Raw genomic sequence first — 15896 nt, forward strand, 5'->3', positions numbered from 1 at the left:
AGGGGAGGGAACCGGGCGGATTCTAGGCAGCAAATATGACGGTTGCGTGACAGGCAAGGGCTTGCCACCTTGAAAAGAACGCCATGGGAGCGCTTTCCAGCTGGAAATGAATCATGGTGAGCTGAAATGACCTGCCAGCGCAGGGCGCATGGGATGCGGCTTGCCGGATTTGCATCGGCTGCGCTGTTAATGATGAGCCGTTTGCACCTGCCGCACGGGCGTGGGGCATGTCATCGTGCCGTCATGGGCGGGCGCTATCGTGGCGACAGCACCACTTTTAAAGGTTTCCCACATGCTGCCGTTGCACCGTAACAGCCTGATTGCCGCAGCGCTCGCGTTGCCCTTGTTCTTGTTCCTGTACGCCACACTGGGGCACCTTAAACCGTTTGCCATCTGGAAGTGGATGGATATCGTCTGCGAAGGCGGCACGGCCGTCATGGCGGGCATCTGGTTCTTGTTTACCCTCAGCAGCCGTCCCCGCGGGCGGGTGACGCGCTTGATCGCCGGCGGCCTGTGCGCCATCATGCTGGGTTCCTGGGCCGATTGCCTGGACGAATTCTTTGCCGTCGATAAGAGCGCCGTGTGGGATAACTGGCTGGAAGCCTTGATTCCGTTCGGCATGCTGGTGCTGACGATCGGCATGTATTACTGGCGCCAGGAACAGTTCCGCCTGAACGAGCACCTGCAAAAGCGCGAACGCCTGTTCCGCGACCACCGCGCCTTCGACCGCATCACGCAGCTGGCCGACGCCAGCTACCTGCGCACGCAGATGCGCCTGGAACAGGAGCGCCGGCCCGGCCTCGATTGCGCGCTGGTCTTGCTCGATATCGACAGCTTTCATTTGATTAACCGCGAATACGGCCACCGCGAAGGCGACCGCGTGCTGCAAGCCGTGGGCCACATGCTGCTGTTGAACTTGCGCAATGACGACTTGCTGTGCCGCTATGCGGGCGACCGCTTCGCCGTGCTGATGCCGGGCGTGTCGCGCGAGGATGCGGCCGCGAAGGCGCGCCACCTGTGCGCCATGGTGGGGCAGATGCGCCACCACGCCAACGACAACCGCGAAATCCGCCTGAGCCTGCGGCATGCGTGCGCGCTCACCGATGGCGTGCCGGAAGTGGTGTTGGCCGAGCTGAGCCGGGCCGTGGAAACGCCCGGCCGCAGCGCCGGTCCCAGGGCCAGTTCCGCCGCGCCCGCCTGATGCCGCTGAACCAGCAGGGCGACCCCAGCATCGCGGCCCATCACCAGCCGGCGCTGGTGCTCGATTTTGCGCGCAGCCGCGAACTGGCCGTGGCGCCGCTGCTCAAGGGCACGGGCCTCGATGGCGGCGCGCTGCCGTCCGCGGAAAGCCAGGTCAGCGCCGCGCAATACCTGCAATTGCTGGCCAACGTGGCGCGCGGCCTGGACAGTGCCGATACCAGCTTCATGCTGGGCCAGCAAATGCTGCCCGGCCATTACGGCGCGGCCAGCCACGCCTTGCTGCAGGCGCAGAATCTGCGCCAGGCGCTTGGCATCCTGTGCGAATTCCACACCTTGCTGTGTCCGCTGTTGCAGCCGCGCTTGCGCGAGGCGGGCGACATGCATGTGCTGTACTGGGTCGATGCGTTCGGCGCGCCCAGCCAGCTGCCGTTTCTGGTGGAGATGCACATGACGGCGCTGGCGGCCATGTGCCGCTGGCTGGCGGGCGAAGCGCTGCCGTGGCGCTTTTGCTTCAACCGGGCGCGGCCCCGCCACGTCGAGCAGCACGAAGTGCACCTGGGCCAGGCGCTGCGCTTCGATTGCCAGGTCGACGCCATGCTCATCGATTCCAGCTGGCTGGATAAGCCCTGGCCGCGCGGCAATGCCACGGCGGCGGCGCTGGCCTTGCGCGCGGCGGCCGTGGCGCCCGTGCCGGCCGCGAGCCTGCTCGGTGCGCTGTACGACTATCTGCTGGCCAATATCCGCTGCGCGCCGACCCTGGAACGCACGGCGCAGGAGTTCGGCGTCAGTCCCGCCACCCTGAAACGCCACCTGGCGCGCCATGGCACGCATTTCCAGGCCGAGCTGGACCAGGTGCGCGCGCACAAGGCGATCTATCTGTTCCAGGCGCATGGCTACGACAACGACGCCGTGGCCGCCTATCTTGGCTTTCATGATGCCACCAACTTCCGCCGCTCGTTCAAGCGCTGGACGGGCCAAACGCCGCAGTTGCTGCGCCATGCTTTGGCCCTTTTTGTGGCAGGTTGACCGCCGGCGTTGCGCGCCAGCGCCACGGACAGTCGTTCCTGAGGGAACAATTGCCCGTTCTGCTACATCCATAGTACACTCGATCAGAGAGCGAACAGACGCGCTTTGAGGCGCTCCGGCACGGCGTCAAACGACGCCGCAATACCGCCGTCTTGATGGCGGTGCCGGCGGCAGACGACCGGTGTGCCGTGCCTTAACCCAGCCTGGAAACTGGCGTCACCCGTGGGGTGCGCCGGAAACCGGGCAACTTGATAATGCTCAATCGTGTATTCACAATCGCAGATCGATCCAGTCGTCAGTTTCCGCAACACCCAGGGTGAGGCGGTGCGCGGCACGATTTTCAACTTGCAGCGCAATTCGCTGGTCATGGAAATCTATAATCCATACTCGATTGTGCAGGTCAGCGAGGTGCTCAATGACGTGACGGTGCGCATGGGGGCGAAAAATGCCTACGTGGGCAAGGCCGTCGTCATCAGCAGCGTCAACACGGGCCTGACCGCCATCGTTTCCGTGACCCTGATCGACGAGTGGCGCGAGCTGAGCGACGTGGTGGTGGTCAAGGGCGCCGTGCAGAAGGAGTCCAGCGCCTTCGTCGCCGGCTGGGGCGAGCGCTTCCGCATCCGCCGCGATTACCAGATCGTCGTCAACGAAATGCGCGCCTTCCTGTCGGAAGTGTCGCGCTGGGTCGAGCAAGTCGACTTGTCCGACTCGCTGCCCAAGGAAAACGGCCGGCTGCGCCCCGATATATTCGACGAGCTGGCCTTGCCGCTGATGGAGCAAACCCAGCTGTACCTGCGCCAGCTCGAAGTGGAAGCGTCGCTCGTCGAGGAAGAGCGGGCGCCCGCGCACCGCGCCTTCGCCCAAGCGGCGCTGCATCCCTTGATCCTGCGCGCGCCGTTCGTCTTCCGCACGTTTACCAAGCCGCTCGGTTACGCGGGCGATTACCAGATGGTCAACCAGCTGCTGGACGACCCGCGCCAGGGGCCGAGCACGTACTTTCAGATCGTCAATGCGGCCTTCCTGCAGGCGGCCGTGGCCACGGCGCACCGCAACCGCATCGATATCCTGACGGAATTCCTCTCGCAAAAGGCGGCCGCGGCGCGCGCTGCCGGGCGCGTGTATAAAGTGCTCAACGTGGGCTGCGGCCCGGCCATCGAGGTGCAGCGCTTCCTGGAAACGTGCCCGGACGCGCAGTGGCTGGCCTTCGAACTGGTCGACTTCAGCAGCGAAACGCTGGACTGGACGCGCGCGCGCCTGACCACCATCATGCAGCGCACGGGGCGCGTGGTCGAGATCGATTATGTGCACGATTCCGTGCACAACCTGCTCAAGCGCCGCCATGGCGCCGGTATAACGGGCTTGCCCGGCAGTTTCGACGCCGTGTATTGCGCCGGCCTGTTCGACTATCTGTCCGACAAGGTGTGCGCGCGCCTGCTGATGCATTTCGCCTCGCGCGTGGGACCGGGCGGACGTTTGCTCGTCACCAATGTGCACGCGAACAACCCCGGCAAGTTCGGCATGGAGCATTTGCTGGAATGGCATTTGATCTATCGCAATGAAGAGGGCTTGTCGGCCTTGCTGCCCGAGCACGCGACGGACCCGCTGATCTATGTCGATGCCACGGGCGTGAATGTGTTCGCGGAAGTGAGCATTCCTTGATGGATACTCCAGGCCTGCACGCCGGCTACACGGCCGTTTTGCGCGACTTCCGCCTGGAATTCAGCCGCGGCGGGGCGTACACGGGCATCGTGCTGATCCTGCTGGGCATGGGCCTCGATTCGGCCCTGTATCCGGACAAGCAGTCGGCGTTCACCAGTGCGCGCATCCTCGTGTCCGTGCTGATCTTTTGCGTCGTGCTGGCCATGCGCACGCGCTGGGCGCAGGACCGCATCCAGGGCTTGACCTTTGTCTGGCTGATCTTGCCGCAAATCATGATCGCCTGGATGATCGCCGTCACGGAGGGCGCCACCTCGATCTATTACGTGGGCATGACCCTGGCCATCTATTCGTCGGGCATCGTGCTGGCCTTCGGCTTGTGGCAGAATATGGTTTTCGGCGCCATCTCCTGCCTGCTGTATGTGGGCGCCTGTGCCTGGCATGCGGGCGGCTTCGACCTGGCGGGTACGTTTGTCGTCAATTGCTTGTTCCTTATTATGTCGGCCAGCATCAGTGCCGTGTTTACCTATTTCAATGAGCGCGCCCGCTTCATGCTGTTCCAGCTGAAGGCGGAAGTGGCGCAAAAGAACACGCAGCTGGAAGAAACCAACAAAAGTCTGGCCGATATCAAGGGGCAGATGCTGCAGCAGGAGAAAATGGCTGCCATCGGCACCCTGGCCGCCGGCATGCTGCATGAAGTCAATAACCCCGTGAATTTCTGCATGATGGCCATCGAGGTGGCCATCGAAGACCCGGCCGCCAAGCAAAGCGCGCTCGTCAGCGAATGCCTGGCCGACGCCAAGCAGGGCATGCTGCGCGTGCAGCACATCGTGTCCGACTTGAAGACCTTTGCCTACCGCAAGAGCGGCAACCAGCTGGAAACGGGACACTTCCAGTTCCGCAGCGCGCTCGACGCGGCCATCCGCCTGGTGGGCCATGAAACGAAGAATGTCAGCATCAGCCACGACTTGCCGGTCGACACCCTGGTGCGCGGCGACGAAGCGGCCATCGTGGGCGTGCTGATCAACTTGCTGGGCAATGCCGTGCTGTCCATGCGCAAGGGCAATGCGCCGCCGTTCGAGATCCGCATCACGGCCCACTGGGACGAGAACCGCCTGCGCATCAGCGTGCGCGACAACGGCCCCGGCATCGCCCCGGAAAACCTGGCGCGCGTGTTCGAACCGTTCTTTACCACGCGCGAAGTGGGGCAGGGCCTGGGCCTGGGCCTGAGCATCAGCTATGGCGTGATCGAGCGCCACGGCGGCACCCTCACGGCCGAAAGCGAGCTGGGCGCGTGGGCCAGCATGAATTTCGACTTGCAGCGCTCCGATTGGGAGGGCCGTTAGCATGGATAACGATAGCCGCGCCAGCGTGCTGTACGTGGACGACGAAGCGCTCGCCTGCAAGTATTTCGAACGCGCCGCCGGGGCCCGCTACCGCGTGCTGACGGCGCTGAGCGTCGATGCGGCGCTCGCCTTGCTGGCAGACGAGGCCGGCCAGATCGACGTGCTCGTCACCGATTACCGCATGCCGGACCGCCTGGGCAGCGAATTGCTGCAGGAAGTGGCGCAGCGCTATCCGCACATCGTCTGCATGCTCGTCACCGCGTATGCGGACAAGGATGTGCTGCTCGAACTGATCAACGGCGGCGCGGTGTTCCGCCTGCTGGAAAAGCCGCTCGACCTGGCCGCCATGCAAACGGCGCTGCAACTGGCCGTGCAGACGGGACGCGAGCGCGCCGCGCGCCGCCAGGGCCTGGTGGCGATGGAAGAATCGCTGGCGTTTCTTGCGCATGAATTGAACACGCCGCTGGCGGCCATCGCCAATTTTGCGCGCGGCATCGCCCGGCGCGCGCAGGCGGAATCCGCGCCGCAGGCCGAGATCGGCGAAGCGGCCGCCTTGATGCACGACAATGCGCGCTATTGCCTGTCGGTGCTGGCCAGCTTTGTCGACACGGTGCGCCTGGCAAGCGCCGGGCCCGGCATGCAGGGCGGACGCCGCGCCGGCAGCGCGCGCCAGCTGCTGGCCGCCTTGCTTGACAGCTATCCCTTGAGCACGGCCCAGCGCGCCGCCATCACGGTGGACGTGGGCGACGATTTTTCCATCGCCGAGTCCCCCAATTGCGTCGCCCTGATTTTATCGTCCGTGCTGGCGAATGCCTTGCGCTCGGCCGGTGAGCAGGCTCATCCGGCGATCGGCATCCGCATCGACGCCGGCCGCATCAAGGTGCGCGACAATGGCGCCGGCATCGCCCCCGAGATTGTCGAACAGCTGTTGATCGACCCCGTCAGTGCCAACGGCGACGAAGGCAAGGGCTGGGGCATGGTGTTTTGCCACCGCATGATGCAGTCGTTCGGCGGCAACCTCGACATCGCCACCGAGTTTGGCACTTCCACCACGGTAACCCTGAATTTTCCAGTACATATAAGGAACGAGCATGATTGACGCCAATCTGCGTTTACCGGCTCAGCGTGAGCCGGCGCAAGGCTTGCCGACGATACTCTATGTCGATGACGAGGCCAACGCCCTCAAATACTTCCAGCGCGCCATCGCGCCGCTGGCCGACGTGCTGACGGCGACCTCGGTCGAGGAGGGCAAGCGCATCCTGGACGAGCAGGCCGACCGCATCGCCGTGCTGGTGTCGGACCAACGCATGCCAGGCGCCTATGGCAACGAGCTGCTGTCGTACGCCTGGGACCGCCATCCGCACATCGTGCGCATCCTGACCACCGCGTATTCCGAGCTCGAACACACGGTGGAAGCCGTCAACCAGGGGCAGATCCACCGCTACATCCAGAAACCGTGGGATATCGCGGCCCTGCGCATGGAACTCAAGCAGGCGCTGGAACTGGCGCGGCTGCGCAACGAACACGCCCAATTGCTGCGCGAAAAGCTGATGGTGCGCCAGCGGCAAGCCGTCGCCAACCGCATCGGCACCCTGTACGCCCTGTGCGCCAGCCTGGCCGGTCCGGAGCAGCAGCTGCCCGTGGAAGCGTATTTGTCGGCGGCCCTGACGGCCGGCGTCACGCCGCCCGAGCCGGACTGGCTGTTGATGGATTATGCCGACCTGGTCAGTTCAGAAGCCTTCCGCGGCACGGCCTTTGCCGCCGCCGTGCGCCAGCAGCTCGACACGCTCGAGCGCGAGCATCCGGGGCGCGGCGTGGAACAGGCGATCGACATGCTGCTGCCCGTGTTCGGCGCGGCGCTGCAAAACCAGGGCGGCACGGCGCTGTTCCTCGATGGCCGCCTGCTGACGGAATTCCTGGAAACGCCCACCACCACGCCCGTCTCGGCGATTCACTCGTTCTGGCTGGCCAGCTTGCTGTGGCTGGCGCGGCGCGGCTGGTCCTTGCAGCTGAGTAAAACGGAAATGGGCTTGCAGGGCAAGGTGGTGCAGGCTGAACCGGCGCTCACGCCGGACCACCTGGCGGCCTGGATCGAGCAGTTCTGAGCCGGCTGCCCCGCAAGGGGCGGCGCCAATGACAACAGGGCCGCGCGGCCCTGTTTTTCATCGCGACGGGAAAGGCTTAGCGCTCCGCCGCCGCCTTCAGGTTGTTCAAGCCCTTCTCGAAATCCTTGCCGATCATGGTATCCATGCTGACGAAGACCGTCATGACCTTGCTCACGTAAGGGCTGGGACCTGTCATGGTCCAGTTCACCTTGGTGCTGTCGCCCTCGGGTGTCATGGCAAACGTGGTGGTGTTGTGGCTTTCGAACGGCTTGAGGAAGTCCAGCTTGATGACGGTGCGTTCGGGCTGGGCCGCTTCCATGATTTCCATGCGGCCGGCGCCCACCTTGTCATTGCCCGTCCACGCATATTGCGCGCCCAGGCCATTGGCGGGGCCCGTAAACGTGCGGCGCATGGCCGGATCGAGCTTTTCCCACGGCGACCAGGCGGCCCAGTAGTGGAAGTCCGTGATCAGGGCGGCGATTTTCTCGGGCGGTGCCTTGATGGTGATTTCGCGCTGGACACTGAAAGTGTCGGGTTTGGTGGTGGCATAGCCGAGGATGGCGGCGACGACGACAACGATCAGCAGCAGGGTTTTTTTGATCATATGCTCTCCAAATCTTGAATGGTCGATGCGAACGAATCAAGGCAATCTTAGCAGATATGAATGGCTGTGCGCGGCCTGTTGGCCTTTATTTGCGCCAGCTCTGCACAGGGCCGCCCGCACGCACGCCCGCCTGCACGCCCGTTCGCCGCCGCGCACGCCAGGTTGGTGCGGGTTTGTGGCGAGGGCCGCCGTCCGCTAGAATGCTGGCCTGCAAAGATTTCAGAGGGAAATATGTTTCAACGATCGATCGCCAGGCTGACCCTGGCGTGCGGCTTGCTGGCTTCCGCCTTTGCCGCGAACCTGGCGCATGCCGATGCCTGTCCCGCCCACTACGTCGATGGCCGCAAGCCGGAAATCACCAACCCCAAGCTGGACGTGGCGACCAGGGAGCTGTGCTACAACGTGTTTGGCGTGATGCATTCGGGGATTACGCGCACGCCCCTGTGGTCGGCTGAACACTTGACGGCGAACAACCTCGAAGCGGCGCAGGATTTGTCGCGCGAAAATTCCTTCCACGCGGAACGCAAGCTGCCCGCCGCCCAGCGCGCCGAGCTGGCCGATTATGCGCGCAGCGGCTTCGACCGTGGCCACATGGCGCCCAACGGCGACATGCCGGACCGCCAGAGCCAGCGCGACAGCTTTACCCTGGCCAACATGGTGCCGCAGGATGCGCGCAACAACCGCTATGTGTGGGCCGGCATCGAGGGCGCCGTGCGCAAGATGGCGAAGAAAGAGGGCGACCTGTACGTGATCACGGGGCCGGCTTTCATTGGCGGCAACCTGCGCAAGGTGGGAAGAGTGATTGTGCCCAGCCATCTGTACAAGGCCGTGTACAGCCCGCGCCAGCGCGCCGGCGCCGCCTACTTCATTGAAAACGTCGATACCAAGGCGTATGAAGTGCTGAGCATTGCGCAACTGGAAGACAGGATAGGCATCGATCTGTTACCGTCGCTGACGCGCCAGCAAAAGTTGCGCATGCTGAGTTTGCCCAAGATCAATAGCAAGTCGAAAAAATAATCCCTTTGAAAGGAAATCCCATGTGCGCAAAGAAATTCGTCCCGTACGCCAATGAAAGCGATGTGCTGGAGATCGGCAGCCTGAGCATCGAAAACAGGATCGACCGCATCAGCATCAGCGGCGACATCGACCTGACCCTGGACAAGCCGGGCCTGGCGCTGGCGAAACAGTTGCAAAAACTGCTGGGCGACGTGGTGGCGCAACTGGAAAAGCAGGACTTGCCCGACCAGCTGCCGCCGCCCGAAGTGACGTCGGTGGCCAATCCCTTCGAGTGATGCTGGCGGGGACGTCTACGGCGCCGCCTTGGCGGCGCGATAGTAGCCTTTCCTGTTGATCTCTTCCGGCGCGTTCGCCACTTCATACGCGGTCAAGGCGATGGCGATGGCCGAGTATTGCTGCGCCGCGCTGAAAGGCTGCACGTTGTCGTAGGTGTCGAGCACCGTGTGATGCACGCGCGCATAGTCGAAATCGCCGAGCACGGTAAATTTCGGCGTCGGCACGCCATGCAGGCTGAAGACGGCGTCATCGCTGCCTGCCCGCGCGCTCATCGCCTTGCTGGCGTCGCGCGGCACGTCATTGATGCTGGCGGCGAAGCCGAACACGGGATGGATGTCTTGCAGGGCCAGCTCGACCCGACCAAACACGCTCTTCCAGGCCGAGGGAATGGCGATGCCGTCGATGGCGCCGGGCCGCCCGTCGCGGTTGAGCATCATCACGATATGCTCCAATTGCCCCGCATGCCGCTCGGCGAACGCGAACGATCCCTTGCGGCCGATTTCCTCCGCGCCGAATGCCACCAGCATGATGGTGCGGCGCGGTTTCGCCCCGGAGAGCGCCAAGAGGCGCATCGCTTCGAGCATCGTGGCCACGCCGCCGCCATTGTCGGCCGCGCCCGTGCCGCCGTCATAGCTGTCGAGGTGGGCGCCGATCAGCACGATTTCCTCCGGCTTTTCCGTGCCCGGAATGCGGGCGACGACGTTGTGATACGTCACCGGGCCCGGATAGAACCAGTTGCGGACGTCAAACTCCAGGGTGACGGCTTCGCCGCGCGCCAGGCGCTGGCGGATGTCGGCGTACTGTGGCGCGGCCAGCTTGATGTCGGGCAAGGTCGGCAGGGCTGCCCACGCGGTGGGCGCGGCGCTGGCGGCATACAGCGGTTCTTCGCCGGACTGGATGGTGCCGAGGGCGCCCGCCTGCATCAGCACGCGGGTGATGGCCCTGGGCTGGTGGATGGTGCTGCCATCGCGCCCGCCGCCCCCGTTTTCACCGCCGATCAGCACCCATTTGCCCTTGAATTGCGCGGCGCGCGCCTGCGCCTCTTCCAGGGTGGCCGGTCCCATCATGGCCAGGCCCTGCTGCACGCCGCGCGTGCCGGCCGAATAGGCGGGCGTCGCCAGGCGCAGCGGCTGTTCCTCGGGCGCCAGCATCTTGCCCGACCACGGGCCGCGGTTGAAGCCGACGGGCACCTGGCCCGCTTCTTCCAGCTCCGCTTGCACGCCCCATTGCCGCAGTTGCAGGCGCGCCCATTGCGCCGCATGCGTGTAGGCGTCGCTGCCGGCCATGCGGCCGCCGAAGCGGTTGCTGAGGATGTCGAGCCAGTCCATCGCGCGCGGCTCGCCGGTACCCAGCGCCACGATCCGGCGCGCCGTGGCGTCGCTGGACGGCGACGTGGCGGCGTCGATGCCGGCATTCCTGCCGGACAGCGTGGCGAGGAAGGCGGGCAGCCTGTCTTGCCGGCGCGCCGCCAGCGCCGCATCCAGCTTCGCGGAACGGTTCAGCTTATCCTGGCGCAACAGGGTTTCGTAGGCGCGCAGCACGCCCTGCATGCCCGCCAGGTCGCTGGCGCTCTGCTGCCCGGCCTGCTCCGGGTGTTCGATCTGGAAGGCCATCGCGCTGGCCAGGTATTGAAAGACCGTTGCCTCGCGGATGGCCGGCCGGCTGGCGATGGCCAGCCAGCTTTCCAGCGCGCTGGCCGGTAAGGTGAAGTCGGGAATCGCTTCTATCCATGCGCCCAGCCAGGCGCCGTCGCGCTGTTGCACGGCCAGGGGATCGCGCTGCGCCTCGTTCGCCATCTGCACCACGCGCGCGCGCTCGGCCGGCGTGGAAGGGCCGCGCGCGGCGCCGCTTGCCGCCGTCGCCAGCGCTGCGGCCGGCAGCGCGGGCGGCACATAGCGTTCCTTGAGCCGCGTACCGGTCACGGGCTTGGGTTCGTTCTCATCGGTTTCGACCAGGCGCTCGCCGCTCAGCACGTTGCCCCTGGCTTGCAGGGTCCAGCGTATCGTCACGTCGGTGCTGATCTCCTTGCCGTTGCGCCCCGTGCTGACGCGCTTGCCGCCATGCCGGAAGACGGCGCCGGCGGGGCCGGCCGTGCCGTCGACCGTGCGGGGCGGCGTGAGCTGGCCCCCTTCGTCGAGCCACGCGATCGTCGCGCGCAAGCCGCCTTGCTCTTCGCTGATGTCTAGGATGCCCGTGTCGATCAGGTCGACCTCGACGCCATTCGTCGTGGTCGTGCCCGTCGCCGTCTGGAATTGCCACTGTCCGGCGAGGGCCGGCGCTTGCGCGTACAGGGTACCCGGCAGCGCGGCAGCGGCGAGGAAGCAGGTGGCGTAAAGGTGGGGATGGAACAGGTGCATGGTTGTCCTTGTCATGGTTTTCACTCGGGAAGAGTCGAAAAACAGTATGGGGAAAACCAGATTGCCAAGATGCTACTTTCCGACCAAGGCCGGGATTTGCGGAATGAAGGCGGGTTTGGCCGCGCCGAATGCCAGACCAACCCCATCCGGCAAGCTGCACCGGACGAGGTTGATCTGGCACAAACTTACCTGGCGAAGGCCTGTGCCGCCGGCGTGACGGTGACGGCCGCCGGCTTGATGTCCAGCTTCATCGCGCCGATGACCTTGTCTTCATCGAGCAGCGCCTGCGGCTTGTTGCCGTCGTACTTGATGGGAGAGAACGCGTCGCTGACGAGCTTATCCTTCAAGCCGGCCGCATCCTTGGCGACGATCACCACGGACAGGTTCTTCGCCGACAGGTGCTGCTGGATGGCGCGGTTGACGTCGGCCAGCGTCAGTTTCGACAAGCCATCACGCATCAGCTTGGTAAATTCCGGCGTGCCATACCATTGCGAATCGAGCGCATAACCGAGTTGCTGGTCCTGCGTCGACGTCATGACGAAGACGTTCTTCATCAGGTAGTCGCGCGTGGTGGCGAAATCGTCCTGCGTCAAGCCGTTGTCGACCAGCTTGCCCAGTTCCGTCAGGGCCACGCGCAGGGCGAAATGGGCGTTGTCCGGCGCCACGGGGCGGATCCAGATTTCGAACAGCTGCGCCTTGCGGCCCAGGTTCGGGTTCGGGAAGAACTGGTACATGCCGCGCGGGAAGGCTTCGATGTATGCGTAATCGCCATAGTTCATGCCGCGGATTTCGCGGATGCGCTGGTACAGGTAGGAATTCGAGGCGCGGTGCTCGCCCAGCCACGTCTTCGCCAGCCACAGGGCGGGGAAGTCCGGGTGCGTGCGCGTGACGTCCAGCGGCAAGCCGAAGGAAATGGCCGTGGCGCGCGTGTTTTTCTCGATGATTTCCACTTCCAGGCCCTGCGCCTTGCGGCCCGCGGGTTTCACGGTGGCGGGCAAGCCCGGGCCGGCCGGCAAGCTTGCCAGCGCCTGCGTCAGCGAGGCCGTCATGGCATCCGACACGTCGCCGGAAATGCCCACCTTGACGGCGCCTTGCGCATACGCGCTCTTCCAGAACTGTTTCACGTCGTCGAGGGTGATGGCGTCGATGCCGGCGACCGTGCCCAGCACGGGGTGGCCGTAGGGCGTGCCCGCATACACATTGGTTTGCAGGCGTTCCTTGGCGAATTCCTCTTCGTTATTGTCCTTCAGGTCCAGCAGCAGCGCGTTCTTTTGCGCATCCTTCAGGCGGCGGAAGTCGTCTTCGCGGAAACCGGGCGAGAGCAGCAGCGGCAGGGCGATGGCGTTGAACTGGGTCCAGTTATCCCGGTGGATGGAACCCGTAAACGTCGTCATTTCCTTGTCCGTCTGCTGGCTGAAACTGCCGGCCAGCGGGAACAGGGCCTGGTTGACTTCGTCGATCTTGCGCTCGGACGAACCACCGGACGCCACCATGGACGCCGTCAGCGCGGCCAGGCCTTCCTTGCCTTGCGGGTCTTGCGCGGAACCTGCCGTAAACAGCAGCTTGTAGCGGATTTGCGGCAGCGCCGACTTTTGCACCAGCACGTCGAACTTCGCGGTCGGGGCGGCCGGCAGCAGGCTGGCCAGCGTCGGCGTGGCGGCGATGGCGGCCGCCATCGGCTGGTGCGACAGGGTCGTCACCACCAGGCCCTCGTCCGTCAGGTATTTGCGCGCGGCCGCCTGCAGGTCGGCCGGCGTGAGCGTATCGATCAGGCGGTAGTACTGGTTGATGGTGGCATACGAGCGGTCGAAATGCACGAAGGAGGCCAGGGTGCCGGCGATCTGCTCCGTGTTGTCGAGCGAGCGGATCAAGCCGTATTTTTCCGCCGACTTGGCGTCCGCCAGGTCTTTGTCGCTCACGGGCGTGTCGCGCAGCTGCGCCACGGTGGCCAGGATGGCGTCGCGCACGTAGACGGCGTCGTCGATGTTTTTCACGCGCGCGCCCAGCACGGCCAGTGTCGGGTCGACCCGGTCCGGCGTCATGTCGAACAACTGGTCGACCTTTTGCTCGTTCTGCACCAGGCGTTTATATAAAGGCGAGGTGCGGCCGAACGACAGCGACAGCAGGGTCGCCAGCGCCGCCTGGTCCTTGTCCTTCACGGAAAACGCGGGCGCATGGAAGCCCACGGCCACCCACGGCAGGGTCGGCGTGGGCCAGGCCACGTGCTTGTAGACGGGGCCGCGCGGCTTTGGTTCCACGGGCACGGCCGCCTGCTGCTTGCCGCGCTGCCAGCTGCTCCAGTATTTTTCCACCAGCGCGATCGCTTGCTGCGGTTCCACGTCGCCGGCGATGATGATGGTGGTGCGCTCGGGACGGTACCAGCGGTCGAAGAAGAGCTTCGAATACGCGTACTGGTTCGGCATGTCTTCGATGTCCTGGATGAAACCCATCGTCGTATGCTTGTAGGTATGCGTCGTGTAGGCGCTGTCGCGCATCACTTCGAACAGTTTCGACACGGGATTGGCGCTGTTCTTGTTGTATTCGCCCAGCACGGCCCGCGATTCCGTCTTGAACGCGTCTTCCGCATAGTCGAGGTGCTGGAAGCGGTCCGCTTCCACCTTCAGCACGGTTTCCAGGTCTTGCTTGGCAAACGTCGTGTGGTAATTGGTCAAGTCGTCGCTCGTATACGCATTCTGGCGCGCGCCGGCGCGGGTGATGACTTCCTGGTATTTTTCGGGCGGATACGCCTTGGTGCCGCGGAACATCATGTGCTCGAAGAAGTGGGCGAAACCGGACTTGCCCGGCTCGACTTCGTTGCGCGAGCCCGTCTGCACGGGAATCTGCAGCGAGACGAGGTTCGGGAAACCGGTCGGCACGATGATGATCTTCAAGCCGTTGGGCAAGGTCTTTTCTGTCGCCTTGAATGGCAGCAAGTCGGCCTTGCTGGCCGCGGCGCCATGGGCGGCGGCCGGTTTGACGGGCGCGGCGCCCAGGTTCGACGCGGCCATGGCCGACAGGGCCAGGGCGAAAGCGGGTAATAAAGCGGGCATGATTCTTGACACGAAGGCTCCTTCTTTTTTGGATGTTATGAAAGTGCAACGCCGCAGCATAGAATATTCACGCCGCCCTGCATAGGGGCTAAGAGTCGGGCCGCAGGATGCGCGCCGTCAAGTGGGCGAGGAAGTCGCGTTTGGTGGGCAGGAACATGCGGATGTGCACGACGTCGTGCACGGCGTCATGTCAATCCTGGTCGAGGCGGGACAGGGAGTCTTCTTCGGATACCACGTCGCCGCGTGCGATGTCCTGGCTGCCTACGTGAGCGTCGTTTCCGGCAGGCTGATGCGGTTGCGGCCCAGGTGCTTGGCGCGGTACAGGGCGCAGTCGGCCGTGTGGATCAGCTGTCCCAGTTCCGTGCCGGGGCCGGGCAGGGCCGTGGCGGCGCCGATGCTGACGGTGACGCAGGCGCCGTCGGGACGCTTGCGCGGCAGTTGCAGCCGTTCCACGCGCTGGCGGATGCGTTCGGCCACGATGGCCGCGCCCTTGAGCGACTGGTTCGGCAGGATGACGGCAAATTCTTCGCCGCCATAGCGGGCCACCAGGTCGTTCGTGCGCATTTCGCTGGCCACGGCGCCGGCTACCTTGCGCAGGCACAGGTCGCCGCCCTGGTGGCCATGGCTGTCGTTGTATTCCTTGAAATTGTCGACGTCGACCATCAGCAGCGACAGGGGCTGGCCCTGCCGCTGGGCGCGCTGCCACTCGGCCAGGATGGTGTCGTCGAAGCAGCGCCGGTTTGCCAGGCCCGTCAGGCCGTCGCGCGTGGCCAGGCGTTCCAGTTCCACGTGCGCGCGTTTTTCATCCGTCATGTCGCGCAGGGTTTCGACGACGGCGATCAGCTCGTCGTGATTGCCATAGATGGGGCTGGCATCGACGGCCAGGTAGCGCCGCCGCCCCGTGCGCGGCATGTCGCACCAGTTTTCCGCGCACAGATTGCCGCCCGTGCTGCTGCGGTACTGCTGCTGGGCGTGCAGCGCGCGCATGTCGCCGCCGCGCCCGGCCAGCAGCAGGTCGGCCAGGGTGGGGCGCTCGTCGTTGTAGAAGCAGCGGCCCGGCTCGCGCGTGCGCAGCACTTCGGCCGCCGGCACGCCCGTCAGCTGCTCGCAGGCGCGGTTCCAGATCATGACCTGGCCATGCACGTCGAGGACAAAGGTGGGCACCACCAGCAATTCCATCATCTTGACGGCGAAACCCTGGGCTTCATCGCAGGGCGATGCGCTGGCATGAGCATGGCTATCCGGCATGTAAGCATCCT

Annotated in this window: 12 protein-coding genes; 8 read left to right on the forward strand and 4 right to left on the reverse strand. The window is 64.8% G+C overall.

The genetic code is table 11. The features are described 5' to 3' along the window. Positions 1-292: 292 nt before the first annotated feature. The 6 genes from CLU94_RS26310 to CLU94_RS26335 all read left to right on the forward strand — a co-directional run bounded on the left by CLU94_RS26310 (position 293) and on the right by CLU94_RS26335 (position 7333). Positions 293-1201, forward strand: coding sequence for a GGDEF domain-containing protein (locus CLU94_RS26310; protein WP_099667838.1), 909 nt, complete (start codon positions 293-295; stop codon positions 1199-1201). After that, positions 1201-2226 (forward strand): AraC family transcriptional regulator, encoded by a 1026-nt coding sequence (locus tag CLU94_RS26315; protein ID WP_099667839.1) that lies wholly within the window; start codon positions 1201-1203, stop codon positions 2224-2226. Before CLU94_RS26310 ends, CLU94_RS26315 begins: the two co-directional genes overlap by 1 nt. A gap of 264 nt (positions 2227-2490) precedes the next feature. Next, the gene (locus CLU94_RS26320; protein WP_099667840.1) at positions 2491-3885 is read left to right on the forward strand and encodes a class I SAM-dependent methyltransferase; all 1395 of its coding nucleotides are present in this window, start codon (positions 2491-2493) and stop codon (positions 3883-3885) included. Continuing rightward, a complete protein-coding gene (locus CLU94_RS26325; RefSeq protein ID WP_099667841.1) occupies positions 3885-5228 on the forward strand; it encodes a sensor histidine kinase in 1344 nt (447 codons plus the stop codon). The genes CLU94_RS26320 and CLU94_RS26325 overlap by 1 nt, the downstream gene beginning before the upstream one ends. A 1-nt stretch (position 5229) precedes the next feature. Further along, positions 5230-6327: a hybrid sensor histidine kinase/response regulator gene (locus CLU94_RS26330; protein WP_099667842.1), complete on the forward strand. Its 1098-nt coding sequence runs from the start codon at positions 5230-5232 to the stop codon at positions 6325-6327. Beyond that, on the forward strand, positions 6320-7333 hold the full coding sequence (locus tag CLU94_RS26335) for a response regulator (protein WP_099667843.1): 1014 nt from the start codon (positions 6320-6322) through the stop codon (positions 7331-7333). The genes CLU94_RS26330 and CLU94_RS26335 overlap by 8 nt, the downstream gene beginning before the upstream one ends. Positions 7334-7409: 76 nt before the next feature. On the opposite strand, the gene CLU94_RS26340 is transcribed toward CLU94_RS26335, so the two are convergent. Then, on the reverse strand, positions 7410-7937 hold the full coding sequence (locus CLU94_RS26340) for an SRPBCC family protein (protein WP_099667844.1): 528 nt from the start codon (positions 7935-7937) through the stop codon (positions 7410-7412). Positions 7938-8168: 231 nt separating this feature from the next. Between CLU94_RS26340 and CLU94_RS26345 the strand changes: the two genes are divergently transcribed. Both CLU94_RS26345 and CLU94_RS26350 read left to right on the forward strand, forming a co-directional pair. Continuing rightward, entirely contained in the window at positions 8169-8954 is a 786-nt protein-coding gene (locus CLU94_RS26345; RefSeq protein WP_099667845.1) for a DNA/RNA non-specific endonuclease, read from the forward strand. Positions 8955-8974: 20 nt separating this feature from the next. Further along, the gene (locus CLU94_RS26350) at positions 8975-9229 is read left to right on the forward strand and encodes a hypothetical protein (protein ID WP_077404902.1); all 255 of its coding nucleotides are present in this window, start codon (positions 8975-8977) and stop codon (positions 9227-9229) included. Between the two features lie 15 nt (positions 9230-9244). Here CLU94_RS26350 and CLU94_RS26355 read toward each other — a convergent pair whose 3' ends face one another. The 3 genes from CLU94_RS26355 to CLU94_RS26365 all read right to left on the reverse strand — a co-directional run bounded on the left by CLU94_RS26355 (position 9245) and on the right by CLU94_RS26365 (position 15885). Next, positions 9245-11587 carry a M20/M25/M40 family metallo-hydrolase gene (locus CLU94_RS26355; RefSeq protein ID WP_099667846.1) on the reverse strand — a complete coding sequence of 781 codons (2343 nt, stop codon included), beginning with the start codon at positions 11585-11587 and terminating at the stop codon, positions 9245-9247. 185 nt (positions 11588-11772) lie between these two features. After that, the gene (locus CLU94_RS26360; RefSeq protein WP_257219011.1) at positions 11773-14637 is read right to left on the reverse strand and encodes a M16 family metallopeptidase; all 2865 of its coding nucleotides are present in this window, start codon (positions 14635-14637) and stop codon (positions 11773-11775) included. 261 nt (positions 14638-14898) lie between these two features. After that, entirely contained in the window at positions 14899-15885 is a 987-nt protein-coding gene (locus tag CLU94_RS26365; protein ID WP_099667847.1) for a sensor domain-containing diguanylate cyclase, read from the reverse strand. Positions 15886-15896 lie beyond the last annotated feature (11 nt).

This window comes from Janthinobacterium sp. 13 (assembly GCF_002749695.1).
GTDB classification, from domain to species: Bacteria; Pseudomonadota; Gammaproteobacteria; order Burkholderiales; family Burkholderiaceae_D; genus Janthinobacterium; species Janthinobacterium kumbetense.